The organism is Psychrobacter sp. N25K4-3-2, from assembly GCF_015351755.1.
In the GTDB taxonomy this organism is placed as follows: domain Bacteria; phylum Pseudomonadota; class Gammaproteobacteria; order Pseudomonadales; family Moraxellaceae; genus Psychrobacter; species Psychrobacter glaciei.
The window spans coordinates 1,064,561-1,090,849 of sequence record NZ_JADKLX010000001.1 but is presented as its reverse complement, the minus strand read 5'-3'; the positions used below and the strand labels follow the sequence as shown (position 1 = coordinate 1,090,849).

The window sequence follows — 26,289 nt, the reverse complement described above, 5'->3', positions numbered from 1 at the left end:
CGATTATGACAACTATCAGCGGCATTCACTGTCAATTCTCATATTAAGCTTGTTTTGGTTTAGTAAGTCATTTATTCAGCGTTCACAAATAAATTAGCCATGCTTTAGCTGACGCGGACGGAAGCCTGTTGCTAATAACACCACCCCATAAACTAGGGCACCAACCGCACACATAATGAGCAGAGCCGCGATACGTCGCCATTGAGCCTCATCGGCTGGGAAGTAAGGTAACATGATATAAAGGACACCAATCATAGAAGCGGTAGAGATTGCAAACTGAGTAAACAGCTTTTTCCAGTGGCTGCCAAAACGGAAAATATCTCGCTTATGTAAGAAATAATATAATAAGCCCGCGTTTACGAAGGCTGCACCTGTGGTCGCAAGGGCAAGACCACCATGCAGAGGTATCTCTAAAAAGTAAAATATCCCGATAAATATCACACTAAAAACCATATTGGCAAAGACGGACACGATACCGATTTTTACTGGTGTTCTAGTGTCTTGACGGGCAAAAAACGCTGGCGCAAAGATTTTAATGAGCATAAAGCCTAAAATACCACCTGCCATACTGCGTAACGCCAGCGAACTCATTTGCGCATCACGCAAAGTAAATTCACCGCGTAAAAACAGCGCTTGCATCAGCACATCAGCCAGTATAAATAAGGCTGCTGATGCGGGCACACCCACCAATATGATTAAACGTGCTGCCCAATCAATGGTCTTTTTAAAGCTAACATCGTCTTTTTTGGCTTCGCTTTTCGATAAACTGGGCAAAATGACCGTACCAATCGCTACGCCAATCAGTCCTAACGGCAGCTCACTCATACGTTCTGCCGCATAAAGCCAAGACACCGAACCACCAATCATTAACGAGGCAAAAATGGTATTGAGGAGCAGATTGATCTGAGTGACAGAGACACCAAAGATAGCAGGCAGCATAAGTTTTAAGATGCGTTTAACGCCTTCGTGCTGAAAGTCAATCTTGGGCGCGACCAGTAGCTTTTGTTGCCAAAGCTGCGGCAGCTGTATTAGGAACTGTAGCAAACCAGCGATTGCGACGGCATAACCGAGTGCCATAATCGGTGTATCGAACATAGGGGCAAAAATTAATGCACCGCCAATCATACATAAGTTTAACAGTACGGGTGCAAAAGCTGGCGCAGCAAAACGCCCGTAGCTTTGTAAAATACCGCTCGCAAAAGCGGTCATAGAAATAAATAATAAATAGGGAAAGGTAAGGCGCAGTAGCTCAGCGGTGATGGCAAATTTACCAGGCTGGTCAGCAAATCCGGGAGCAAATAACGTTACTACCCACGGCGCCATCAAAATGACGACCACAGTGAGCATCGACAAAATCAGCAACAGGGCGCCCGAGGTACGACTGACTAATATCTGTACCTGTTGTAAGCTGTATTTTTCTTTGTATTCGGACAGTACTGGCACGAAAGCTTGGCTAAAAGCGCCTTCAGCAAACAGACGGCGCAAAAAGTTAGGTATCTTAAAGGCGACCAAAAAGGCATCCATCAGACCACCTGCGCCAAACACCCCTAATAATACGACATCGCGTACCAGACCTAAGATACGGGACAGCATGGTCATGCTGCTGACGACCATGGTTGAGCGAAATAACCGACTTTTTGCCATGAGAACCTATTTTGCTAAGTTGTTTACTGCTGGTTGTTTACTGATGATTGTTTGCTGAGTTGCTGTTATCAAAAAACTGACGGATTATAGCACTTTCATAATCGAGATAAATGGATTGGATGTGGAATTGCTTTAGGGTGCTTAGATAAGCTAGGGCGTGTCCTCATTTTAAAAATGGTGATAAAAGTGAGGTAAATTGTAGTCAAACAAGGAAAAGAGCGCAGATAATATCGAGATATTACCTAGCTATTTGACGATGATTGGCAAGATTTAACCATTTTTAGCCCATTTAGATCGCTATCAGTTGAATTGAGGACACGCCCTAGTCCGTAAGGTTTTTTCCTACCAGTTTACGTAACTTTGGCCAGTCAAAATAATCGCCAGGATCTGTCTTTCGACCCGGTGCGATATCACTATGACCGGTTAAGTGTCGGCGGGTTTTGGGGTAGGCGTCATATAGCGCAGCGATAACAGCTGCAAGTGTGTCATATTGCACCGAGGTAAAGGACACAAAATCTGACCCTTCCAGCTCGATGCCAATGCTATAATCATTACATTCAGGACGACCAAGGTAGCTGGATCTGCCTGCGTGCCACGCGCGCTCGGCAAAGTTTACAAACTGTGTGATAGCACCATTACGTTCTATAAATAAATGTGCTGAGACTTCTGCGCCTTTAATTGTCTGAAAATAAGGATGCGCATCCCAGTCCAATTGATTGGTAAATAATGCTTTTACATAATGAACGCCATCACTGCCGCAGACGCTAAACTCATTCGGTGGCAGGCTAATATTGTGAATGATAATGGTGTCAATAGTCAGGTTGTCGGGTCGTTTATTATAGTTCGGCGACATAAGCCAAGTGGCTGAGGATAAGCGCCCGTCCTTTATAATCATTGGCGGTGTCGTGGACATAGTGCTCTCTTTTATTATGTGATTAATAAGTGCGTAGCAAATACTTGTGATTACCAATTTTTTATTAATTAATAGCAAGACTCTCTAAAAAACAGCTAATAACAACCTTCTTCTGACGATTCGATAGACCCAAAAACGCGATGAGCGTATGGCTTCTACAGTGCGAGATATTACTCATGTCTATATATTCAAACCTTGTGGTGCATTGCAACTTGTTGGCGACAGATTGTACGCCAACAAAGATGAGCAGGCGCGCGCGTTTACCATTAGCGATTGCAGGTCTGTTACTGACGGTACAAGCGCAGGCATTTTTGCCAACGCCAGCAGAGCTTGTGACCACAGGTGCGCTAGCGTTGGATAACAAAGCTGATGCTGGGCTAAATAATAACATCAAGCCAAATAGCACCTCAAATAAAGATATTACTGATCATCCGCGCACTAATAATACTATTGGTAGTGTCGATAATAACGTTAGTCATATTGTCGCTACCAACACCAACACAGAACAGCTGCTAGCATCATGGCGCGAGCAAGCAAAAACAGAAAACCTAGCCCAGCATATGACATGGCGACGTTTATTGTACTTCTTTGATGATCAAAAGAATCTAATTGGTAAGAAAAAAGACACAAGTCTCGTTGATGATGCTAGCTTCTTTTTAAGTGAAAAAGGTGCGCAAGACTCAGGCGCAGAGCTTGATGCATTGCTGGTCGCCCTTGCTGAAGAATTAGCACCGACTCATAATACGGTTGTCAAAGACAATACCGCTAATAATTCGGTACTTTGTCGTTTCCCAGCGCGCGTACAATGGCTGACCGATACGCTAAATATTGATAAGACAAGCTGGCAAGCTGAGTGTCCAGAGCTGGATGAGTGGATGCAAAAGCTGGCACCTGAGCAGCTGTCTATTATGTTTGCCGAAGAGTATTTGGACAATCCCATATCAGCCTTTGCCCATACCTTGTTGCGTATTGACTCAAAGGCCAGTGTGGCTGATCCCAGTCAGATTCATCATGCCTACGCGCTGAATTATACGGTCGATGGTGATCCAAACGATAGTTTTCCAGTTTATGCCATCAAATCCATGACAGGTCTCTATGATAACGCCATTGAAATCGATCCTTACCCAGAAAAGCTGGCGAAATACTTGCAAGACGATGAGCGTGATGCGTGGACGTATCAGTTGAACTTGACCCCAAGCGAGGTGCAACAAATCATGTTGCATGTGTGGGAAACCAAAGGGTTAGAACTACCGTATTACTTCACCACTGATAACTGCGCCTCTGAGGTTTTGCGCCTCATCGATGTCGTACGTCCACAGCAGCATTTACTAAGCCGATTACCTTATGCCGTCGTACCCTCTGACGTCATTCAGCTGCTTAATCAAGAAGACTTACTGGCGAACCCTCGTTATACGCCAGCTGACAATACCGTACGTCAAGCCGCGCTTAACCAAGCCAAGGCCGCCGCTAAGCTGGGTTATCAGCCATTGACTAAAGAAGCTGCCCAAGAGATTAAATCCGCAGAGCGCAATCCAGAATCCAGTATGTCAGCAGATGGTCAAACCATACTAGATCTACCTATCGTCGCTGCCAACAACAATCCAATAGACAGACATCCATTGCAAATGGCGCAGATTGGTGTCGGACAGCGCGGTGACAATAATTATATCGATGTGGGTGTGCGTGCAGGCTTTCATGACACCCTTGATCGGACCGCTGGGTTTTCACAGTTTTTTAATTTAGAAGGGCTGGCAGCGACGCTACGCCTTTATGACAAAGATGATAACAATAGCAGCCACAAACAGCCGGATAGTGTGGTCTTGCAGAATTTTACACTGCTGCGCGGACGCTCATTTAACCCAGTAAATAGCGCTCAGCAAGGCAAAACTTGGGGCGTCAGTGTCGAGGCGACCCGAGTAAACGATGGCTCACAGCAAGATGGCACGGATCATTTGGTTGGGAGCGTGGGCTATGAGACTGGCTGGTCGTGGGCATTTGGTACACCAAGTGCTGGTACTGGCGAGATGCCGCCGCAGTTATGTTACACCTTGCTATCAGGCACGGGACAAGCAGGGCGCGGTATTAATAAAGGCTTTCGCGTAGGTGCAGGTGTGAATGCTGGTTGCCGTTATCAAATTAACAATCAGTTACGTGCGCAGGCTGAATTGCAATTGCCATATTGGTATCATGGCAGCAGCGATGAGTCTAATGCTCGCGGTCATTACTGGCAGCCGGTCTCAACTTTGGGTCTACAATACGATATCGATAAAAAACAAGCATTACGTATCAATGCCAACTACGAGTGGCAAGATCGCATCGATGCCAATGACGATGTACAACTGTCGTATAGACGTTATTTTTAGCACTTATTATTAAAAAGATGGATAAGCAGTCATTAGAAATGGCGTTCGAATAAAGGATAAATGATGAGTACGCAAAATTTACTGATTATCGGTCAAGGTGATATCGGTTTGCCGGTCACCAACAAGCTTGCGCAAGATGGCTTTAACGTTACTGGGCTGGCACGCAATGAACGCGAGCACTATCATCTGGATAGTGAGGCAACGTTTATGCAAGCCGATGCGTTGACATTGACCGCTGAGCAGCTGCAAGACTTTACACATATGGCGATTATCGTCACGCCCGATGACTATTCAACCAGCGGCTATCACGAGAGTTACTTGGCGATTAATCAGCGTTTGGCGACGCTTGCTCCAAAGTTAACCAACCTTGAACGTATTGTCTTTATTTCCTCAACGGGTGTTTATGGGCAAGATAACGGCGAATGGATCGATGAAAATACCACGCCTGTCAGTCCTGAGCGCGAAGCATCAAAGGTCATATTGCAAGCAGAGCAAGTCTTGCAGCAAGGCTTTGGTGATAAAGCCATTATCATTCGTCCGAGCGGTATTTATGGTCGCGCGCGTCTCATGCGCCTGCGCAAAGCCAAAGAGAAACAAAAAGAGCCAGTAGCCGCACAGCACTGGAGTAATCGTATTATGGATCGTGATTTGGTCAATATTATCACCAACGTCCTGACCAGTACTGCGCCAAAATCACTCTATATCGCCACTGACTATGCGCCCGTCACCACTTATGAGCTAGGCGTTTGGTTAAGCGAGCAAATAGGGGAGACGCCGCCTGCTATTGATCATTCAAAAACAGCAGTTACGGGGAAGCGCTTGCATAGCAACATTCCGTTAGCTTGGCTGGATTATCCTGACTGGCAGGCAGGTTACCGTGATATTTTGAGCCATCAAGAGTAAGCCCTTAAGAGTCAGCTTTTAAGAGTAAGATAATTGCCTGATTTAAGCATTCTTATTCGTTTTATATTTTATAAACTATGGAGATTTCATGACCCAGCCTTCTACTTCTGATGACCGTTTGTCTCATGCTAATCTGGCAGCAGAAGGCGGTAAGCTGGCAGAAAACCATGTGCAAAAAAAGGCTGAGCAATCGTCTATGCTAGCTGATTCACAGCAGCCTGCAATCGTCCATCCCAACTTTGATCCCAGACAATCTCCCCTTGATCCTGCACGGCCCTTAACTGATATCCCAGAGCCTGCCCGCCGTTTGAACGGTCAATTAAGACGGCTTTACGGTAACTCTGCGCGGTTCTATCAGCCCAATGAAGACCGCTTTTCGAAATGGGCACTGATTGCTTCAGAAGCGCTGGCTGAGCATTTGTCATTACTCAATGCTGCCAAGCTTATCGAGTTGCCTGATAACTTTTATGAGAATCATAGTGAGCAGCCATTGTTATCAGCATTATCCGATATGACTATGTTAGATATGTCAGATATCCAAAAGGCCATTCGTGCTTATCCAAAACTGCACCGCTTTGGGTTTAGGCCTGCTGATCGCTCTGAAATGATTGAGTCAGATAATAAACGCCACGACGCTTCAGCATCGCTACGAGCATTGACCAAACGTTATAATCCTGATGAGCTACTCAATAGTCTGTATGCCGATGATTGGCAAGTGGTTTTGCAGCCGCAGCAGTTTGAGACAGGAGAGGGCAGTTTAGCGACAGATATCATGGCCTGTAGTGCTGCTGTCCACGCTCTAAAACAGTGTAGTACGCGCAAAAGTATCAATCATAGCTATAGCGCTGCGCAAATATGTCAGCATGTACGTAGCTATTTGCTCAGTCAGATTGTTTATGAGCCCTCGCAGCGGCACGCGTATCGTCAAATTCGGATGTTTTCTGGTCATATTATTGTTGCCGCTTATCATTTGGGCTGGGAGATACAAGTACGGAACGATGGCCAAAGCTATTTTAATGTCTCATCACGTAGTGGCTTACTGACTCGCTATGCCAATATGCAGGATTATGAGATCAATGGTTGGTCAAGCTGATCAATAATGCGTACAATAATGCCAGTTTTTCGCCCCTCTTTTTGCTGATAGGAATGTCATAATGTCTCACGTAGCACGCTCTCAAGACCTCACGTTTTCATCTCATCAATTCATTCAATTGGCCTTAGACAACCAAGTCCTGAAGTTTGGTGAGTTTGTACTCAAGTCTGGTCGCATTAGTCCGTATTTTTTTAATGCTGGCTTGCTAGCGACGGGTGAGATGTTGTCGTTACTAGCGCGCGGTTATGCCGATGCCTTGGCTGAACAAATGGCTGCTAGCAATAACGGTACAGATGAGCAAGAGCTGGTTATTTTTGGCGCCGCTTATAAAGGTATTCCATTTGTGGCTGCCACCGCGCAAGCCTTATGGCACCATCATGGTATCAATGCCAAGTGGGGTTATAACCGTAAAGAAGCCAAAACCCACGGTGAAGGTGGTAATTTAGTAGGCGCTGATGTCAGTGGCAAAGCAGTTTGGGTACTTGACGATGTCATTACGGCTGGCACAGCGATGCGCGAAGTGGTCGATATTTTAGAGCAAGCAGGTGCCAGTGTGGCAGGTATTATCGTGGCTCTTGATCGTAAAGAAAAAGGCTTGGCTGAGCATTCTGCGATTCAAGAACTTGCTGCGACGCTAGAAGTACCAGTGCGCGCACTGGTCGATATTGACGACTTAATCAGCTATTTGTCAGACGGCGAGAGCCATTACAAAGATGCGACCCAGCTAGCCAAAATGCAACATTACCGCGCGCAGTACGGCGTATAGTTGGGCACTGAAGTTTGAATCTGTTTTAATAATAATATAACGTAAGTGAGCCTTATCATGAGCCAAGAAAATCAAAAAAAATCTTTAAAAATACTCGTCATCATGGATCCTATTGAACGGGTTAATTATAAAAAAGACACCAGCTTGGCGATGATGTGGGCAGCGCAAGATCGCGGGCATCAGCTTGGCTACTGTCAGATTCATGACCTATGGTTGGACCGTGGTCAATTGATGGTCGATACGCAGCCGCTGACAGTAAAGCGTGATCCTGCAGATTTTTATACGTTGGGTGATAAAAGCACAGGTCCAGTCAGTGGTTATGACGTGATTTTGATGCGTAAAGACCCACCGTTTGATATGCGCTTTATTTATGCGACTTATATGCTCGATCACGCCAAAGCGGCAGGCGTGCTCGTAGTCAATGATCCACAAGCGATCCGTGATTGTAATGAAAAACTATTTGCGACGTGGTTTAGCGACTATATGAGCCCAACGATTGTGACCAGTAAACAGGCACATATTCGTCAGTTTATCGCTGAACAGCAAGATGTCATCGTCAAGCCACTAGACGGCATGGGTGGAACTGGTATCTTCCGTTTGACCGCTGATAGTCCCAATATTGGTGTAACGTTAGAGGTGCTGACTGAACTTGAGACACTGCCAATCATGGCACAGCGTTACTTGCCAGAGATTAAAGATGGCGATAAGCGTGTATTAATCGTCGATGGCGTCGTGATAGATTATAGTTTGGCTCGTATTCCAAGCAAAGGCGAGACCCGTGGTAATCTCGCAGCGGGCGGTAGCGGCGTAGCCATGCCATTGACTGATATCGAACGCCAAGTAGCAGAAGTTGTGGCACCAATCGTCAAACAAAAAGGCCTGATGTTCGTTGGTCTAGACTTAATCGGTGGGCGTATCACTGAAATTAATGTGACTAGCCCCACCTGTGTACGTGAGATTGATGATCAATGCGGTACAGATATCGCAACCGACTTTATCATGGCGATTGAGAATAAATTTACTGCATAGTTTTATCTATGTTAAGGAATACTTTGACTACGTAAAACCCATATTTTAAGGTATTGTTAGTCATTGATTTTTCTTACCGTTTATTAGCGTTACACGACGCCAAGCTGTGATCGATCATGGCTTGGATTTTTGTTATTTTTGCTGCATAAAGTGCTGTATATAAGACGATGATTTCCTCTATACTATGCGGGCTTTGGCTAGGTCATTATTTTTTCATAATTGTCACCGCGGCAGCGAGATAAACCCTTCATATAAATAAAGTAAAGATAGGCAGGCGTTCATGAAAACACCGCATATATTGATGATGGCAGCTGGTACTGGCGGGCACGTTTTTCCAGCGCTTGCCGTTAGTGATGAGCTGACCCAACGCGGTGCGGTCATTCACTGGTTAGGAACGCCAAACGGTATGGAAAATGGTTTGGTCAAACCGACTGGCTATACTTTTCATGCTATTAATATGCAAGGGCTTCGTGGTAAAGGCGTTGGTCGACTATTAAAGCTACCAATGACTCTGCTGTCAGCGACGATGGCTGCCGTAAAAGTGATTCGTAGTAATCAGATTGATGTGGTCGTTGGATTCGGTGGTTATGTGACTGCACCTGGTGGTATCGCTGCACGTCTAACCAATACGCCACTGATTATCCATGAGCAAAATGCCATCGCTGGCATGAGCAATCGCTATCTGTCTAAGCTTTCGACCAAGACGTTACAAGCGTTTGAGGATACCTTTGCTAATAGTGCGCAGAATGCCAAGCTTGAGACAGTGGGCAATCCCGTGCGCAATGCCATTACTGGTGTCGCAGAGCCAACGGTACGCTATGATGTGAATGATCGCTCACCGCTTAAATTGCTGGTAGTAGGCGGATCACTTGGCGCTCAAGCCTTAAATGACACCGTGCCAAAAGCGCTTGCATTGCTAAACGAGCCTTTTGAAGTGCGTCACCAATGCGGGCGTAACAATGAGGCCGCCACGCAAGCAGCTTACGCTAGCGAAGACTTAAGCAGGCATCAGTTTACGGTACAGCCTTTTATCGATGATATGGCAGCGGCTTATAACTGGGCAGATATGATTGTATGCCGTGCAGGCGCGTTGACCGTGACGGAAATTCAAAACGTTGGAATTGCTGCTATTTTTGTGCCGTTACCACATGCCGTTGATGATCACCAAACGGCTAATGCTCGCACGCTAACCTCACATGATGCGGCAGTCTTGTTACCGCAGTCGGAGTTGACAGCCAAGCGTTTGAGTGATGAGCTTGCTGTACTTAATCGAGAAAAGTGCTTAACGATGGCAAAAAAAGGTCATGCTCTTGCCAATCGTAGTGCGAGTAAGCAAGTTGCCGATATTATTTGGCAAGCGTTGTAGCCTGTAACTCATACCCATTATTTTTAATTTACCAAATTTTATTGACCTTTAATAAAGAGAGATCCTTATGTCTACCTCTGCGAAAGCATTACCTAAGCGTTTGATTGAAATACCAGAGATGCGCCGTATTCAGCATTTGCATTTTGTTGGTATTGGCGGTTCAGGTATGTGCGGTATCGCAGAGGTAATGAACAATCAAGGCTATCAAGTCAGTGGTTCTGACATCGCAGAAAGCTTGGTGACTAAGCGCCTACAGCAGATTGGCATCGAGATATCGATCGGTCATGACTCCAAAAATATCGCCAATGCGGATGTTATAGTCGTCTCATCAGCGATTGATCGTAGCAACCCTGAAGTAAAAGCAGCGCTTGAAGCGCGTCTGCCTGTGGTACGCCGCGCCGATATGTTGGGTGAATTGATGCGCTATCGTCATGGTATTGCGGTTGCTGGCGCGCATGGCAAAACCACCACGACCAGTTTGCTCACCACGATGATGGCAGAAGGGCAGCTCGATCCTACCTACGTAATTGGTGGTAAGCTGAATGCCTCTGGCAAAAATGCCGCACTTGGTAGCAGCCGTTTCTTGGTGGCAGAAGCCGATGAGTCTGACGCATCATTTTTGTCTTTACATCCAATGGCAGCGATTGTGACCAATATCGACCAAGACCATATGGAAACGTATGAGAATAGTTTTGATAAATTAAAAGCGGCTTATATTCAGTTTTTGCAAAACATGCCGTTTTATGGCTTGGCAGTGGTGTGCGGTGATGATCCAGAATTGTATGCAATGATTGATGATATCGGTCGCCCAGTCTTGACCTTTGGGCTTGAACCTTTTAACGACGTACAAGGCGTTGACTTGGTGACGGAAGGCACCAAAACGCACTTCACAGTATTGCGCCGTGACCGTGAGCCTTTGCGCTTGACGCTTAATATTCCTGGTACGCATAACGTCTACAATGCCCTTGCCGCTATCACCATGGCGACCGATGAAGGTGTCGATGATGAAGCGATCAAACGCGCTCTGCAGAAATTTGAAGGCGTTGGTCGCCGATTTGAGCAGCATGCCTCTGTCGATATCGATGATGGTAATGTCTTATTGATCGACGACTATGGTCATCACCCAAAAGAAGTCGACGCCACTATTAAGGCCGCTCGTCAGAGTTTCCCTGATCGTCGTTTAGTAATGCTATTTCAACCGCATCGTTACAGCCGTACCCGTGATTGCTTTGATGACTTTGTCGAAGTGCTCTCAAGCGTAGATGAGCTATTATTGTTAGACGTCTATTCAGCAGGTGAAACACCAATTACAGGCGCTGATACCAAGTCACTAGCGCGTAGTATTCGTTTGCGTGGTGAGGTTGAGCCGACGATTATTGATAAAGATAATTTAGCCCCTGTCATGCAACGTTTACTAAAAGCCAATGACATGCTCATTACTCAGGGTGCAGGTAATGTGGGACAGATTGCTGTCGACTTGGCTGCCAATAACCTTTACATTTAGTAAGCTAAAAATTTTAGGAACTGTCCTTATGACAACGAACGATAATCAAGAAAGTGTAAACAATAATAATGCCGTTGATGCTGCTGAAGATAAGACAGCCATTATCAATCCAGAGTCCGCTCTAGCTGCTGCTGCACAAGCAGAGAAAAATGATATGGAAAACAACCAGTCGAACCAAGACAAACCATTACGCGCTGATGCCAACGAAGTAAAAGATGCTGGACAATTTGGTAAAGTAGCCGTCATTTATGGTGGCAGCAGCAATGAGCGCAGCGTATCGTTAGATAGTGGTGCCGCTGTATTGCAGGCGCTACAAAACCAAGGCGTTGATGCCACTCATTTTGATCCTAAGCATCAAGACATTACTGAGCTTCGTGACTATGATCGCGTGTTTAACGTGTTGCATGGTCGCGGTGGCGAAGATGGCTTGCTACAAGGCGTATTGCAATGGTTTGATATTCCGCAGACGGGTTCAGGTATTCTGGCATCAGCGCTAGGCATGGACAAAGTTCGTACCAAGCAATTATGGCAAGGCTGCGGCTTAGCGACGGCACCATTTTCACTATTGACGGCCGATACCGACTGGCAGCAAGTGGTTAACATGCTAGGTTTACCACTCATTATCAAGCCCGTTCATGAAGGCTCAAGTATTGGCATGACCAAGGTCAACAATCTTGACGAGTTGCCAGCGGCTTATACAACAGCGGTACAGTGCGGTGATGCGGTCATGGCTGAGCGCTGGATTACTGGTCGCGAGTTTACGATTGTCATTATCGATGATGAAGCCTATCCGGTCATCCGTCTTGAACCTGCTGATATCACTAACTTCTACGATTTTGAAGCCAAATACAATCGTAACGATACCAGCTACTATATTCCGTGCGGCTTGAGTGATGCTGATGAAAAGCATTTACAAGACTTGAGCCTTGCGGCATTTCGCGCAGTAGACGCAAAAGGCTGGGGGCGTATCGATGCCATGCAGGATGAGGCGGGCAATTTTTGGTTACTTGAAATCAACACCGTACCGGGTATGACCAGTCATAGTCTGGTACCGATGGCAGCTAAGGCGCGTGGCATGGATTTCGATACACTGTGCTGGCATATCCTTGCGCAAACGTTATAAACACTTGGTAACCTTAGCTCAGATGTTTTTATCTAGGTTAATATAAATGATGCAGTTTATGGCAGAATTATTGATAGTATAGATGTTTGAAAAACCGCTATTAATGAGTAAAAATAACCGTTCGAATAGCACTGATACAGTTGGTTGTTGGCAAACATAAACATAATTGAATGTATCGCTAGCCCTGCTATACCACAGCTTCATGTAAACTTGTGTAAATTCGTTGTCCGTAGTAGGGGTTAGGCTATTGTTTGACCGCAAAATACGTTAATATTGTAATTATTGAATCGTTTTAGTGATATTTATGAATGATTTATGACCTTGCGTTGTAAATCGAGAGAAATAGACGCTTAATCGAGAATGATAGCGTCTCAAAGACGTTTTTAGATAAAATTTTTGATAGTATATTCGTATAATATGTCGCTGCAAAATATAAGCAGACTCACCTTTAACAAAAGCGCTATTGGCTTCATGCAAATAGCTTTATGCAAAAACAGGGACAAAGGTCATTATGGCTCAAACTGTCAACGACGTAACTGACTTGATGAGTGATAAAGCCCGTCGTCCAACATCTAACTTCCAAGTACCGAATTCGGTCAGATATTTTTTTATGGTATTGGTGTTAGGTTTGCTAGTGCTTATATTAATTATGGGTGGTAAAGCCTTACGTGATTCGCCTCCAGCTGCCATTCATGTCAGCAATCAGGGACTCACGGTTGCTCAGTACCAAAAGTTACAGCAAGTCATGAATCAACAGAAAGTGAGCAGTTTTTTTACTTCTGATCTACAAGCATTAAGAGATATTACTACGGGTCTTGCTTGGGTGGATCAAGTGAGTGTGACTCGTGATTGGCAACGTGGCATTGTGGTCACAGCGTTGCCCAAGCAGGCAGTTGCAAATTTTGGTACTGAACGTTTAGTCGATGCAAAGGGGATTGTTTTTGTCCCTGCTGATAGTAAGGATTTGACCCAAGCACAGTTTGCCACTTTGCAAGGTGAGATAACGCAAGCGCCGGTCATCATGCAACAGATGCAACAAATCAACGATTGGTATGCACCACTCGATATGCAAGTTGCAGATATTATCCTGTCGCCAAGAATGACATGGCTCATTCGTTTTGATAACGGTCAGCGAGTCATTGTTGATAATGAAAATACCGCGCAAAAGCTGCTGAATCTTAGTCAATTACTAGGTAATCAATTAAGTAATCGTCGAAGTGAAATACAGTCTGTAGATTTACGTTACAAAAATGGCTTTACCATCGCTTGGAATATGGCACAACCAGAAATCGAAGCACCAAAAAGCTGACTGTCATAAAAAATAGTGAGTAGCAAAAACAGTAAGCAAAAGTAGTTGATAAACCACCATTAATTAATGACACTTTGTTTATTTAGCATAGAGATTGTAGGTGCGGTAGGATATAACGGCGTAAAGATGGTGATTTTTTTAATGATTTAATGGAGACGTCATTTGGTTTCCTGTTTAGCGATAATTTGTCTGGTACCATGAAAAATACTGAAAATCTGGTTGTTGTCCATCTAAGTGCCACGGCAGTGTATGTCGTTATTGGCAGCGTTGTCTCTGCAAAAGACATTCGTATTATGGGTGTGGGGCAAGTCAAAAATAGTGACTTCTATCAAGGTCAAATAAAACATCGCGAACGCTTGCAAGGCGCTATCAGGCAAGCCATTCAAGAAGCAGAAGACACTGCCAATTGCCGTGTGCATAGTGTGTGGTTGACCTTGGCAACGCCTGAGCTCCTGAGTAAAAACAGTGCGGGCGAAGTGCTAGTAGAGGATGAAGTCGTCCGTGCCAAAGATATGGTACAGGCGTTGGCCAACGCCAAATCACGCGACTTGTCCTCAGACTATTATTTGATGCATTGTTGCCAGCAAGGTATCTATGTCGATGAACAAGACTTTATGGTCGACGATGCGATTGAGACGGTGGCGCACAATATCAGCGTGATGTATCACATGATGATGATGCCGGTCGCCAGCCGTCAGAACATCCAAAAACTATTGCAGAGTTGTGATGTCGGCATCGATCATATTGTCTTTGATGCGGTGACCAGTGCAGAATATAGCTTGATGAGTGATGAACGCCAGCAGGGTGTCTGTTTGGTTGATATCGGAGCGAGCACGACTAGCATCTGTGTTTATAAAGAAAACAAGTTGATTTTTACGCATTGTATCGCGACTGGCAGCCATGAAGTGACGATGGATATTTCAGCAGATGTCGGTATATCGATGATAGAAGCTGAAAAACTTAAAAAATCGCATGGTACGGTCGATGTCAATAGCGTCGATCCTAGCTCGTTCTTTATCTTTAAACCGCAAGGGACCAGCGACGAGATTAATATTGGTATTTATAATTTAGCCCGTATTATTGAAGCGCGTTATGTGCAAATCTTTACTGAAGTAGCGCGTCAATTGCATGAGGCAGATTTGATCAGCTATATTGATAAAGGTATTGTGCTGACAGGCGGCGGTAGCGTAATCAAAGGCATGATACCCTTTGCTAAGAAGCTGCTTAAAATGCCAGTCGTTTTGACCAATACCCACCCAGCAATCAGCGCTTATAATCACTTTGATAATGATGAATCATTCAAACAGCTAAATATCCAAGTCAATGATCGCGCTTATCAAACGGCATTTGGTACACTACTATATAGCCAAAGCGAGCAGTTTCGCCACAGTGAAAAAAGCGAACCGGAAGCGATTCAAAAAAACAGAGTAACAGGCGTCTTTCAAAGTGCAGGGCAACGTTTTGCTAGTGTGCTCAAGAAGATACTATAACTCCGCTGCTAACGACGTTGGTATAAAAATATTTGTATAAAAGTATGCTTATACAATAAGCGTTGTTGTTTTGAAAGATGTACCACAATTAAGCGTATAACGTAATATCAAAAGTAACATTTAAAGTAATACCCTGAGCAATGATGACATATTTTCGTCCAAGCTTAACGGTTTAAGATATAGCCCTGTTTTATTTAAATACATTTATATATAGTAAGTCGATAGCGCGTCATATGAGTGCGTTACCATGTATCGACCATCACGCTATCTGCAACTGGAGAATCTTTTTTATGTCAAAATACACCATGCCAGATGATAACCAGCTTCAAAATAACGGCCAAGCAAGCTTCACAGTATTCGGTGTGGGTGGTGGTGGCGGTAATGCGGTTGAACATATGGTACAACAAGGAATTAGAGGTGTGACGTTCGTCTGTGCTAATACGGATAAACAAGCACTTGATCGTCTGACAGCGCCGCATAAGTTACAACTTGGCGCAAAAACGAACCGCGGTCTAGGCGCTGGTGCCAATCCAGAAGTTGGACGTGAAGCAGCAGAAAGCGAAGAAGAAGCCATCCGCGCATTACTCGAACATTCAGATATGGTCTTTATTACCGCTGGAATGGGCGGCGGTACTGGTACGGGTGCAGCACCAGTCGTGGCTCGTATTGCCAAAGAGATGGAAGTATTGACGGTCGCTGTTGTGACTACACCTTTCAAGTTTGAAGGCGGGAAGCGTATCAAAGCAGCTAAGGCTGGTATTGAGCAACTGACCAACTTCGTTGACTCTATCATTACCATTCCAAATGACAAGCTGATGAGCGTCTACGGCAATATCTCTATGCAAGATGCGTTCAAAAAAGCGGATGATGTGTTATTACACGCCGTGCAAGGTATTGCTGAAACCATCGCAAGCGAAGGTATGATCAATATTGACTTTAACGATATCCGTACGGCGATGACTGCTAAAGGTCACGCCATGATGGGTATTGGTCGTGCCAGCGGTGATGATCGTGCGCGTCAAGCAACCGAAAAAGCCATTAGATCACCATTGCTCGATGATTTACGTTTAGAAAACGCCAAAGGTCTACTGGTTAACGTTATCTCTTCTGAGTCATTATCATTAGATGAGATGAGCAAAATCAGCGCAATCGTTGAAGAAATTACCGATATCGATGATGCCCATATCTTCTATGGTTCTGTCATCGATGAAAAAATGGGTGAAGATCTACATGTGACCGTTATTGCAACGGGTTTGACCTTGGATGAAAATGCAGGCCAAGAGCCAGAAGTAGTGGAGCAGCCTGTGCCTTCTGTGAATAGCACACAGCCTGTTGATCCTAACTTGCATACCAGTGCGCTAAACAGCCAAAAGCAGTCACAAGCGCAGCTGCATCAGGATAGTCTAGCGCGTGCAAATCCGACGCAAGAGCAGCCCAAAACCAAGACCAACAGCATTCAAGACTATTTAAAGCGTCAACAAAATAAATAGGTATTCTGCAATATTATTGGTCAGAAAAAGCCAGCGCTATGTCGCTGGCTTTTTTGTGCTCATCCATAAGAAATGATTTTTTTTGAAACATTATTTTTTAGTAAGCCGTTATTAGAGCGTGCTGAACGTTCACAGATAGTCTCTGTTAGTACATGATTAAAGGATCAAACATGCCTTAGTCATGTACCATGCGATATATGCTGTAATCATTATATTCATTCGTAACTAGCTGTTTATTAAGGTAATTTATAGGTCGGTAAAATATTATTCATTCGAATAAAAAAATCACGATAAGTGTTATCAATCAAAGAGATAAGAAAATTAACGCTTTTTAACTATGGCGAATGGGGTGTGGATAATGGTACACTAGGTCAATTGTAACAAAATATGTGGGAAAACAGCCATGAACCAACGAACCATAAAAGCAGCGATAGCTGTTACAGGTACCGGTCTCCATAGTGGTCAGCCTGTTGATTTAGAGTTTCATCCACAGCCAGTTGATACTGGTATTGTTTTCGAGCGCTCAGATATTGAAGGCAGTCAGCCAATTCCAGCCAGTGCTTTTTTAGTACAAGATACTATGATGTCATCCAATCTCGTATTCGGTGGCGCACGTGTAGGTACTGTAGAACACCTATTAAGTGCAATTGCTGGACTGGGTGTTGATAACCTATTGATTCGTGTTTCCGCATCAGAAATACCTATCATGGATGGTAGTGCTGCGCCGTTTGTCGCATTACTGATGCAAGCTGGTTTTTGTGAGCAAGAATCTTCAAAGAAGTTCATTAAGATTGTAAGACCAATAAAAGTAAAAGTAGACGATAAATGGGCAGAGCTACGCCCTTATGAAGGCTTTGAATTAAATTTTGAAATTGACTTTGATCATCCTGCTATTGATAAAGATTTTCAGCATGCACAATTGCAGTTTTCAACGCAAAACTTCATTGAGCAGTTGAGCTCAGCGCGTACTTTTGGTTTTTTACGAGACATCGAAACCTTACGTCAGAACAACTTGGCGTTAGGCGGTAGTATGGAAAACGCGATTGTCATCGACGAGGCTAATATCCTTAATGAAGAAGGCTTACGTTTTAATGATGAATTCGTGCGCCATAAAATTTTGGATGCTCTAGGCGATTTATATCTGATTGGCTATCCAATTTTGGGTCGTTTCAACGCTTATAAGTCTGGTCATGCATTAAACAATTTGTTGGTACGTGAGATATTGTCTAATCCTGATAGCTTTGAAATTGTAACTTTTGATGACAATGTAACCTGTCCTATCGAATATTTGCCCCTAAAAGGGGTAGCAGTTGAAGGATGAATACAGGAATACACACGAAGTATCGAAACATTTACGCAATATTACATAAAATGGTTATAAGAACCGTTAATTTATATTCTCGTATATAGATATATAAGTAAGTATTTTTAAACAATACAACGTTAGCGTAGATAATACCGACGCTGTAGGTAATCAAAAAATCATCTGTTAGTCGTATTCACATTGTGAAGCTGACTAACAGATGATTTTTTTTGTTTACGCCATTACAAAAACCTAGCGTAAATGGCATCATTTTTTGGAAATAGTTACATAACTTTACATGATGAAGTCGAGGTTTTTAATGATTTGCTAAGCGCAAAAGTGCTTTTTTGAGCTTTTCATCAGTGGTGACATGCTCTGCGGCCTGTGATATAGTCCGCTTTGTGTTTTGGCTAAGAGCCTGATTTTCATTGGCTTTGTGAGACTTTGATAAAGTTGCTGATAGCGCTAACGGTTTTTTAGATGAAAGACTATGCGCAGATATTTTAGCTACAACGACGCGAATTTGCTTGAGTTGTTTAAATGTAATCGACTGCTCTGTTAATATCTGCAAATAAGCGTTCTGTAAATAGCGAATATGGTTAGCAGCGGTCATTGAGCCCACACTGAGTGTTAATTGCTCAGAGGTTAAGCCAACGACCCAGCAGGTACTAAGAATTTCTTCCGGTAGACAGTCTATTAGAAGCTCTTTTATCTCAGTGGTTGCTTCAATATATAGACGCATATTGTCAGCAAGGGTTTGGGGTAGCGCGCTACCAGCAAAAGCTTGATGATCAATAAGTTGGGCAAGCCGATTAGGCTGTTTTTTTGACATCGTAATGACTCATCTAATAGGTGACAAAATCGATATTCATAACAAATAAGCTCAATATATATATGGGATGGATAGCAAACGATTTATGAAGCAGAAGACCGCGCTGCCAATAATACCAGCGTTAGTTACTGTAGAAAAAAGAGTGAGCTGTTGTACTAAGGATTTTATCATGTTTATTTGATGATTATGTCCTCTAAACTAATTGATGCTTTGTCACGGATGACGAGCAGTCTTGTATTAACAAATAGGTAGTAAATTTATGAAACAAGCTTTATTAATTTTGTCAGTACTGGGAATGGGCATAGCACAAACGAGTGGTGCTGCCGAGACCACCTTTCAACCAAATAATACCTTGAGTCATACCATCACCAATATCTCTACTTCTGCGAACTACGGTTCTAGTCGTAACATCTATAGCACTAATAGTGGTGCTCATGTATATAGCAACGACGAAATCAGTCAAGCGATTGACAACTTAAGCGCACATGCCAAGCAAAAAGAATATCAGCTTGCCTCGCTAACCAGTCGTTTATCGTATGAGCAGCGTCAGCAGCAAGCCAGCCGTGTGCCTGATCGCAACTCTGCTCCTGCTATGGCAGCAGCAAGCGCGTCACGAGTAGCGCTATCTAGAAGCTCTGGTTACTGTGCTCGCTACGTACGCAAAGCGCTACAATCAGCAGGTTATGAATTTACGCCAAATCCTTCAGCTTATCAGTACGCCTCTCGTGGTACGCTTGCTCAAGCAGGCTTTAGCAAAATCAGTAACGATATGTCGCCACAAGTTGGTGATGTTGTAGTCTACAATCGCACGTCAAGTCGTCCACATGGTCATATCCAGATCTTTGATGGCAATGATTGGGTATCAGACTTCCGTCAAAATAGCATTAGCCCATACAGTGGCACTTATAGCTATACTACATGGCGTGACTCGCAGTACGTTGATGATGCATCAGACCGCGGTATCTACCTTGCAATGGCTGACTAATAAGCGTCAAGTACATCGTATTTTAAGTAAACCGTTTTCTCCGAATCCAGTAATGCTCTTAATGACATTGCTGGTTTTTTTTGTTTTAAAATATTAGATACGCGTTATCGTTCAGTTGCTATCGATGACGCTAGCTGGTTAAGTAAGGCAGTTTCAGGATCAAACCTAGACCAGTAGCGACGGTCGTGAAAGTCAGGCGGAGAGGCATGTGTAGGTGCGAAATATAAAGCGGTTTCACCGAACCATAAAATGACGCAAGGATTTATGTGCTCAATAGTCATATTACTGATAGCAAAATTTTGGCTAGACAGTTTGTCTAATGGCACACCGAAGGTTCGCTCGCAGCTATGAGGTGTATGCGTTTTCGATAATTTGTTCGAGGCATTGGCCTTTATGGATGATATTTGCGTATTTGCGCGGTCAGTCCAGCTAATCTTTGCGGGTGTACGCCCATTTGCTAATAACAAAGGGGATGGTGGCAGAGTGGCAGGGTTTCGATAGCTGTCAAACTGATAAAGCGCATAACGACCATCTGGGCTGGCGTTAACTTCAATATAAGTCGAATTACTGCTAATGTCAGCCATATCGTGATTATTTATTGAGTTACCTGTTATAAAGCATTCAAGACAGCTCTCTTCCCACAAATAGTCAGTAAAGCCGACGTTTACTTCTTTCCAAGTAGGCCAGTCTAATTGACCCACCAAAGATTGTGTGGGCAAGATGATTTGATAGGTTAGCTGTAAATGCAACTGTGGCTGCTGCATGATATTCGCATGCACAACGACTTGGATAGCTCTTAGCGTGTCTATACTAACGCCAAGCTGCTGGGCATCATCTGCTATCTTTTCAGTGGCGATGCAAAGGTTAAAAGTCTGGCTCATAATTTGGTATGACTCAAAAAGTTATAATATTTGAATGTTCAAAAGACCCTAAGTTCACAAAAAGATAAAAGCCGCGAGCAGATTGCATCGCGGCTTTTAGGTTGTATCAAAACACTCAAATCAAGCTGAGTATGACACACTACTGCGTGTGACGAGCAAGGTTTGATAGCTTAGGGTTGGCATTTGGGTTTTTGCGTAGCAATAGCGCCATACGACCAATTGAGTGAATCAAAGTTGCCTTCGCAGTAGCAGCAAGCTCAGCACCGATGACATCGCGTTCTTCTTTTGTGCCAGCAGGCAATTTTACTTTGATGAGCTCATGATCTGATAAAGCGCGATCAATCTCTTCAGTAATGGTCGGTGTAATACCTTTATTGCCAATCATAACGACAGGTTTTAGCTCGTGACCGATGCCTTTTAGGCGTTTGATAGTAGCGTTATCGAGTTGCATAGAATTCCTAGGTGTTGGTAAAAATAAAAATGGTACTGTCAAAAAACAGTGATTGATCATTATAGATAATCTGTGCCCATCTTGCATGAGATCAGCAGGATTTTGCACGATTTTACGTGACGAAAATGTTAAACTGAATGTTTGGTCACATTATAAACGCTACTGCCTTATAAAGCAGTGTTTTAACCAATAGAATTTGGTCAGTTTGCGACCATCAACGAATAAATAGCCTGATTGATGACACATCTAGAGTAATCGACGCTTTATTAAATTTAGTTCGTCAGTGATAAAGCGATTCAAAAAATTGTATTCAGGTTTTGTAAGGTAATAGGAGCAGGTATTTTGGCCACGCGTATTGAGAACAAAAAACTGTCAAAGAGCAGCAGTGCTTGGATGAAAGAGCATATTGACGATCATTATGTCCAAAAGGCGCAAAAAGATGGCTATCGTGCCCGTGCCGCTTATAAGTTATTAGAAATAAATGAAAAGACCAACCTTATCAAAAAAGGCATGACGGTCGTTGATTTGGGTAGTGCACCGGGCAGTTGGTCACAAGTTGCTGGCCAATTAGTAGGTGAACAAGGTATCTTGATTGCCTCTGATATCTTAGCGATGGATACCTTGCCTGATGTTACCTTTATCCAAGGTGATTTTCGTGAAGCTGAGGTTTTTGACGCCATTATGGCAGAAGTCGGTGACAGGCAGGTTGACGTAGTATTGTCTGACATGGCACCCAATACTGCTGGCAATAGCGCAATTGATCAGCCGCGTATGATGTACTTGTGCGAGCTGGCAGTGGACTTTGCACTTGCAACCTTACCAGAAGGTGGCGCGCTTATTATGAAAGTGTTTCAGGGCGAGGGTACACAAGAATTACGCAAGCAGATGCAGCTGGATTTTAGTAAGATTCGTAGTATCAAGCCAGGTGCATCACGACCACGCTCAAAAGAGATGTTTTGGATAGCGATTAAATAGTTTTAACATCAATGAGTTGTTGCTATTGTAAGCGAGATGATAAGTCACCATAAAGTATCATTATCGCACTATAAAAACCGCTACAATCGTTAACTGAATAAAAGTGAAACCTGCTTGAATTATGCAGGACAACACCACATATCATGGTATATTAACTTTGTTTCGAGCATATGTTTTAAGCAAAGTCGTCTGAAAATAAGCGCTTTATCAGCTCATTTACGATAGGTCAATGATAGCGAGTACTTGTTAATGCGTCTTTTTAGTCGCTGCAATGCAAGTACAGTGTTAAGTGTCTAGGCAGTTATTCAAGCAATGAGCAATGCGTTTATAGACGTCACGTGTTTAGTAAACACACCAATAAGTAAGGGATGGGAATAACTAGTGAGCGACATGGTAAAAAATACCTTATTGTGGCTGGTGGTAATCGGCGTTTTGGTGCTGGTGTTTAGCGGCTTTGACCAATCGTCTGAGCCGGATAGCCTTAACTACTCTGAATTTGTGACCGCTGTGTCAGAAAGTCAGGTAGCCAGTGTTGAAATTGATGGCGAGCAGATCACCGGCGAAAAGAAAAATGGCTCATCTTTTGAGACCATTAGACCAGCCGTGGCTGATGAGCAACTAATGCCATTATTGCGCGAGAACCAAGTTGAGGTTCAGGGCACAGCACCGAAACGTCAAAGCGTGTTGATGCAGTTACTGATAGCCAGTTTCCCAATCCTATTGATTATTGGTCTGTTCTTATTCTTTATGCGTAATATGCAGGGCGGTGCAGGCGGTAAAGGCGGCGGCCCAATGAGCTTTGGTAAGTCAAAAGCTAAGATGCTGACTGAAGACCAAATCAAGGTCAACTTCGAAGACGTGGCGGGTTGTGAAGAAGCCAAAGAAGAAGTGGTCGAAGTGGTCGAGTTCCTGCGTGATCCCGATAAATTTACCAAACTTGGTGCAACCATTCCACGTGGTATCTTGATGGTAGGCCCTCCAGGGACAGGTAAAACGTTGCTAGCAAGAGCGATTGCTGGTGAAGCGAAAGTACCATTCTTCTCAATTTCAGGTTCTGATTTCGTTGAGATGTTCGTTGGTGTCGGTGCCTCGCGTGTCCGTGATATGTTTGAGCAAGCGAAGAAAAGTGCCCCTTGTATCATCTTTATCGATGAGATTGATGCAGTCGGTCGTCATCGTGGCTCAGGTATGGGCGGCGGTAACGATGAGCGTGAGCAAACGCTAAACCAATTATTGGTTGAGATGGATGGTTTTGAAGGCAATGAAGGCGTTATCGTCATTGCCGCCACTAACCGTGCTGACGTTCTTGATAAAGCGCTATTGCGTCCGGGTCGTTTTGACCGTCAGGTACAAGTTGGCTTGCCAGATATCAAAGGCCGCGAGCAAATATTAAAAGTACATTTAAGAAAGTTGCCGAATACCGTTAGTGTTGATGCCAACTCTTTGGCTCGTGGTACACCAGGATTTAGCGGGGCACAGTTAGCCAATCTTGTGAACGAAGCCGCTTTGTTTGCTGCGCGTCGTAACAAGCGTAGCGTTGATATGAATGACTTTGAAGATGCCAAGGACAAGCTGTACATGGGTCCTGAGCGTAAATCAATGGTCATCCGTGAAGAAGAACGCCGTGCCACTGCTTATCATGAAGCAGGTCATGCGCTAGTGGCTGAGCTACTACCGGGTACCGATCCAGTGCATAAAGTCACGATTATGCCGCGTGGTTTTGCCCTTGGGGTAACTTGGCAGCTGCCTGAGCATGATCAAACCAGTATGTATAAGTCAAAAATGCTCAGCGACATTGCGATTTTATTTGGTGGTCGTATCGCTGAAGAAGTCTTTATCAATCAAATGTCGACGGGTGCCTCAAACGACTTTGAACGTGCAACCAAAATGGCACGAGCGATGGTAACTAAGTACGGTATGTCAGATGCCCTAGGTATCATGGTCTATGAAGATGATGACAATTCACAAGGTTACTTCGGTGGCGGTGGTCGTACGATTTCTGAAGCAACTCAGCAAAAAGTTGATGACGAAGTTCGCCGCATGCTAGAAGAGCAGTATGATATCGCTCGAGAACTGATTGAAGGCAATCAAGAAAAAATGCATGCGATGGTTGATGCGCTGATGAAGTGGGAGACCATTAATAGTGATCAACTGCAAGACATCATAGCGGGTGAAGATCCACGTCCACCTAGAGTGTACCAGCATAATGAAGTAAACTTAGCTAAAGATAATGTGAAAACGACGGGCTCGACTCCGCCGCCATTACCAGCGATGTAGTTTACCGCTCATGAGTAGCAAACATAAAAAGCCCTTTTTAATAGAGGGCTTTTTTATTGTCATCATTTTATGAAGGATTTAGAAAGACAGCAGGTTTACTGATATCATAAGAGAAAAATAGAGCGCTAGCCCGGTTTTTATAAATTTAATCTACAACGGATTGGCTATGTCATTATTTCAACCTTTACCTATTTGTACCGTCTCTAGTCGCGAAAAAACTTTAGATTTATCGCAACCAAACATTATGGGCATCCTCAACGTCACACCCGATTCATTTTCAGACGGCGGCCGGTTCAATGCTATTGATAGCGCGCTTGCTCATGCCAAAGAGATGATAGAGGCGGGTGCGACCATTATTGATATTGGTGGTGAATCTACCCGTCCAAATGCTGACGCCGTTGCTACCACTGAAGAAATGAAACGAGTTGTGCCAGTCGTTAAAGCAATTAGACAGCAACTTGGTAATGCCGTTTGGTTGTCTATCGATACCAGTAATCCTACCGTTATGCAGGCAGCTTTTGAGGCAGGCGCTGATATTTGGAATGATGTAAGAGCGCTCAAACGCGAGGGTGCAGCAGCGTTAGCGGCGGAGCTTGATATACCAGTTATGTTGATGCATATGCGTGGTGAGCCGACGACGATGAATAATCTGGCGCTTTATGACGATGTCATCGCTGACGTTAGTGCGGAGCTAAGCGCTCGTATCAATGAGGTCACGAGCGTTGGTGTTAAGCGTGAGAAAATAATTATCGACCCAGGTTTTGGTTTTGCCAAAAGCTACGAACATCATTGCGCGCTATTGTCTCAGCTAGGAGAGTTACAAAGTCTTGGGTTTCCCATGATGTTTGGTATCTCCCGCAAACGTTTTTTGGCAGAAGTATTGACCAAAAGTGGCGTCGAAGCGGTGGCTACAACTGAGGCGTTAGAACGAGATACGGTCGGCGTTGCTGCTGGTATATTTGCCCTGCAACAAGGCGCTAGTATTATACGTACTCATAATGTCGCGATGATGCAGCAAGCAGTGGCGTTATGGCAGCAGTTATCTGCCTACAATCAACACTAAAAAATCAATGCTAGAATAGCCCTAATCACTGCTATCGCACTATATGAATATCTAATAGTTAACATTTAATATTAATCTGAACACCTACTAAAATAATGAGAGTAATGCTATGACCACTACGACCCAGCCAGAGCCAACCAATGAACAGCGGCGTGTCATTTATCAAGCCCGTCGTGGCTTAAAGGAATTGGACTTTTATATTGACCTATATGTGAAAGAGCTTTATTTAACAGCAGACCCCGCTGAGCAGGAAAGCTTTGCCCAAATGCTGACTCATGAAGATCCAGATTTATTGGATTATTTTACCAACCAAAATCGTCCAGATGATGAAAGCATATGGGCGCTAGTGAATAAGATCAAAACATGGCGTCATACCAAGGATATATAGTGGATTTACTTTGAAACAGATACAGTGCGATTGGGATGAATTTTTCGTAGCCTCTGTGATAGTAGCAAGTAAAATTTATACCAGTCGTACCTAACGAGTAATGTATCGATTTTATTCTGAACTGACCATATTATAGCTGGG

Annotated in this window: 22 protein-coding genes; 17 read left to right on the top strand and 5 right to left on the bottom strand. The window is 44.0% G+C overall.

Annotated elements, in window-relative coordinates; all coding sequences use genetic code 11:
• Positions 1-93: 93 nt before the first annotated feature.
• Both murJ and ampD read right to left on the bottom strand, forming a co-directional pair.
• On the bottom strand, positions 94-1,644 hold the full coding sequence (gene murJ / locus IOD06_RS04355) for a murein biosynthesis integral membrane protein MurJ (RefSeq protein ID WP_194619355.1): 1,551 nt from the start codon (positions 1,642-1,644) through the stop codon (positions 94-96).
• A gap of 322 nt (positions 1,645-1,966) precedes the next feature.
• Entirely contained in the window at positions 1,967-2,557 is a 591-nt protein-coding gene (gene ampD, locus IOD06_RS04350; RefSeq protein WP_194619353.1) for a 1,6-anhydro-N-acetylmuramyl-L-alanine amidase AmpD, read from the bottom strand.
• Between the two features lie 176 nt (positions 2,558-2,733).
• On the opposite strand from ampD, the gene IOD06_RS04345 reads away from it, so the two are divergent.
• The 12 genes from IOD06_RS04345 to lpxC all read left to right on the top strand — a co-directional run bounded on the left by IOD06_RS04345 (position 2,734) and on the right by lpxC (position 18,314).
• A complete protein-coding gene (locus IOD06_RS04345; protein ID WP_227669876.1) occupies positions 2,734-4,920 on the top strand; it encodes a DUF4105 domain-containing protein in 2,187 nt (728 codons plus the stop codon).
• A gap of 63 nt (positions 4,921-4,983) precedes the next feature.
• Positions 4,984-5,823, top strand: a complete 840-nt coding sequence (locus IOD06_RS04340; RefSeq protein ID WP_194619351.1) for an SDR family oxidoreductase — start codon at positions 4,984-4,986, stop codon at positions 5,821-5,823.
• Between the two features lie 88 nt (positions 5,824-5,911).
• Positions 5,912-6,916: a hypothetical protein gene (locus IOD06_RS04335; protein ID WP_194619350.1), complete on the top strand. Its 1,005-nt coding sequence runs from the start codon at positions 5,912-5,914 to the stop codon at positions 6,914-6,916.
• Between the two features lie 61 nt (positions 6,917-6,977).
• Positions 6,978-7,682, top strand: coding sequence for an orotate phosphoribosyltransferase (gene pyrE / locus IOD06_RS04330; protein ID WP_194619349.1), 705 nt, complete (start codon positions 6,978-6,980; stop codon positions 7,680-7,682).
• A 57-nt stretch (positions 7,683-7,739) separates the two neighbouring features.
• On the top strand, positions 7,740-8,711 hold the full coding sequence (gene gshB, locus IOD06_RS04325; RefSeq protein WP_194619348.1) for a glutathione synthase: 972 nt from the start codon (positions 7,740-7,742) through the stop codon (positions 8,709-8,711).
• Between the two features lie 280 nt (positions 8,712-8,991).
• Positions 8,992-10,077 (top strand): undecaprenyldiphospho-muramoylpentapeptide beta-N-acetylglucosaminyltransferase, encoded by a 1,086-nt coding sequence (murG, locus tag IOD06_RS04320; RefSeq protein WP_194619347.1) that lies wholly within the window; start codon positions 8,992-8,994, stop codon positions 10,075-10,077.
• 67 nt (positions 10,078-10,144) lie between these two features.
• Positions 10,145-11,581 carry a UDP-N-acetylmuramate--L-alanine ligase gene (murC, locus tag IOD06_RS04315; RefSeq protein ID WP_010201477.1) on the top strand — a complete coding sequence of 479 codons (1,437 nt, stop codon included), beginning with the start codon at positions 10,145-10,147 and terminating at the stop codon, positions 11,579-11,581.
• 154 nt (positions 11,582-11,735) lie between these two features.
• A complete protein-coding gene (locus IOD06_RS04310; protein WP_194619665.1) occupies positions 11,736-12,704 on the top strand; it encodes a D-alanine--D-alanine ligase in 969 nt (322 codons plus the stop codon).
• Between the two features lie 511 nt (positions 12,705-13,215).
• On the top strand, positions 13,216-14,013 hold the full coding sequence (locus tag IOD06_RS04305; protein WP_194619346.1) for a cell division protein FtsQ/DivIB: 798 nt from the start codon (positions 13,216-13,218) through the stop codon (positions 14,011-14,013).
• A 197-nt stretch (positions 14,014-14,210) separates the two neighbouring features.
• A complete protein-coding gene (gene ftsA, locus IOD06_RS04300; protein ID WP_201574509.1) occupies positions 14,211-15,503 on the top strand; it encodes a cell division protein FtsA in 1,293 nt (430 codons plus the stop codon).
• Positions 15,504-15,793: 290 nt separating this feature from the next.
• Positions 15,794-16,993 (top strand): cell division protein FtsZ, encoded by a 1,200-nt coding sequence (ftsZ, locus tag IOD06_RS04295; RefSeq protein WP_010201472.1) that lies wholly within the window; start codon positions 15,794-15,796, stop codon positions 16,991-16,993.
• 403 nt (positions 16,994-17,396) lie between these two features.
• Positions 17,397-18,314 carry a UDP-3-O-acyl-N-acetylglucosamine deacetylase gene (gene lpxC / locus IOD06_RS04290; protein ID WP_194619345.1) on the top strand — a complete coding sequence of 306 codons (918 nt, stop codon included), beginning with the start codon at positions 17,397-17,399 and terminating at the stop codon, positions 18,312-18,314.
• Positions 18,315-18,612: 298 nt separating this feature from the next.
• On the opposite strand, the gene IOD06_RS04285 is transcribed toward lpxC, so the two are convergent.
• Positions 18,613-19,128, bottom strand: a complete 516-nt coding sequence (locus IOD06_RS04285) for a hypothetical protein (protein ID WP_189585447.1) — start codon at positions 19,126-19,128, stop codon at positions 18,613-18,615.
• 259 nt (positions 19,129-19,387) lie between these two features.
• Between IOD06_RS04285 and IOD06_RS04280 the strand changes: the two genes are divergently transcribed.
• The gene (locus IOD06_RS04280; RefSeq protein WP_010201465.1) at positions 19,388-20,113 is read left to right on the top strand and encodes a CHAP domain-containing protein; all 726 of its coding nucleotides are present in this window, start codon (positions 19,388-19,390) and stop codon (positions 20,111-20,113) included.
• Positions 20,114-20,217: 104 nt separating this feature from the next.
• On the opposite strand, the gene IOD06_RS04275 is transcribed toward IOD06_RS04280, so the two are convergent.
• Together IOD06_RS04275 and IOD06_RS04270 are read right to left on the bottom strand one after the other, a co-directional pair.
• A complete protein-coding gene (locus IOD06_RS04275; protein ID WP_194619343.1) occupies positions 20,218-20,994 on the bottom strand; it encodes a hypothetical protein in 777 nt (258 codons plus the stop codon).
• Between the two features lie 139 nt (positions 20,995-21,133).
• The gene (locus IOD06_RS04270) at positions 21,134-21,445 is read right to left on the bottom strand and encodes a YhbY family RNA-binding protein (protein WP_189585441.1); all 312 of its coding nucleotides are present in this window, start codon (positions 21,443-21,445) and stop codon (positions 21,134-21,136) included.
• A 342-nt stretch (positions 21,446-21,787) separates the two neighbouring features.
• Between IOD06_RS04270 and IOD06_RS04265 the strand changes: the two genes are divergently transcribed.
• The 4 genes from IOD06_RS04265 to IOD06_RS04250 all read left to right on the top strand — a co-directional run bounded on the left by IOD06_RS04265 (position 21,788) and on the right by IOD06_RS04250 (position 26,148).
• Positions 21,788-22,420 carry an RlmE family RNA methyltransferase gene (locus IOD06_RS04265; RefSeq protein WP_025652421.1) on the top strand — a complete coding sequence of 211 codons (633 nt, stop codon included), beginning with the start codon at positions 21,788-21,790 and terminating at the stop codon, positions 22,418-22,420.
• A 381-nt stretch (positions 22,421-22,801) separates the two neighbouring features.
• Positions 22,802-24,697, top strand: a complete 1,896-nt coding sequence (ftsH, locus tag IOD06_RS04260; RefSeq protein WP_010201457.1) for an ATP-dependent zinc metalloprotease FtsH — start codon at positions 22,802-22,804, stop codon at positions 24,695-24,697.
• A 166-nt stretch (positions 24,698-24,863) separates the two neighbouring features.
• Positions 24,864-25,760, top strand: coding sequence for a dihydropteroate synthase (gene folP / locus IOD06_RS04255; RefSeq protein WP_194619341.1), 897 nt, complete (start codon positions 24,864-24,866; stop codon positions 25,758-25,760).
• A gap of 109 nt (positions 25,761-25,869) precedes the next feature.
• Positions 25,870-26,148, top strand: coding sequence for a succinate dehydrogenase assembly factor 2 (locus tag IOD06_RS04250; protein ID WP_010201454.1), 279 nt, complete (start codon positions 25,870-25,872; stop codon positions 26,146-26,148).
• The last annotated feature ends 141 nt before the right edge of the window (positions 26,149-26,289 follow it).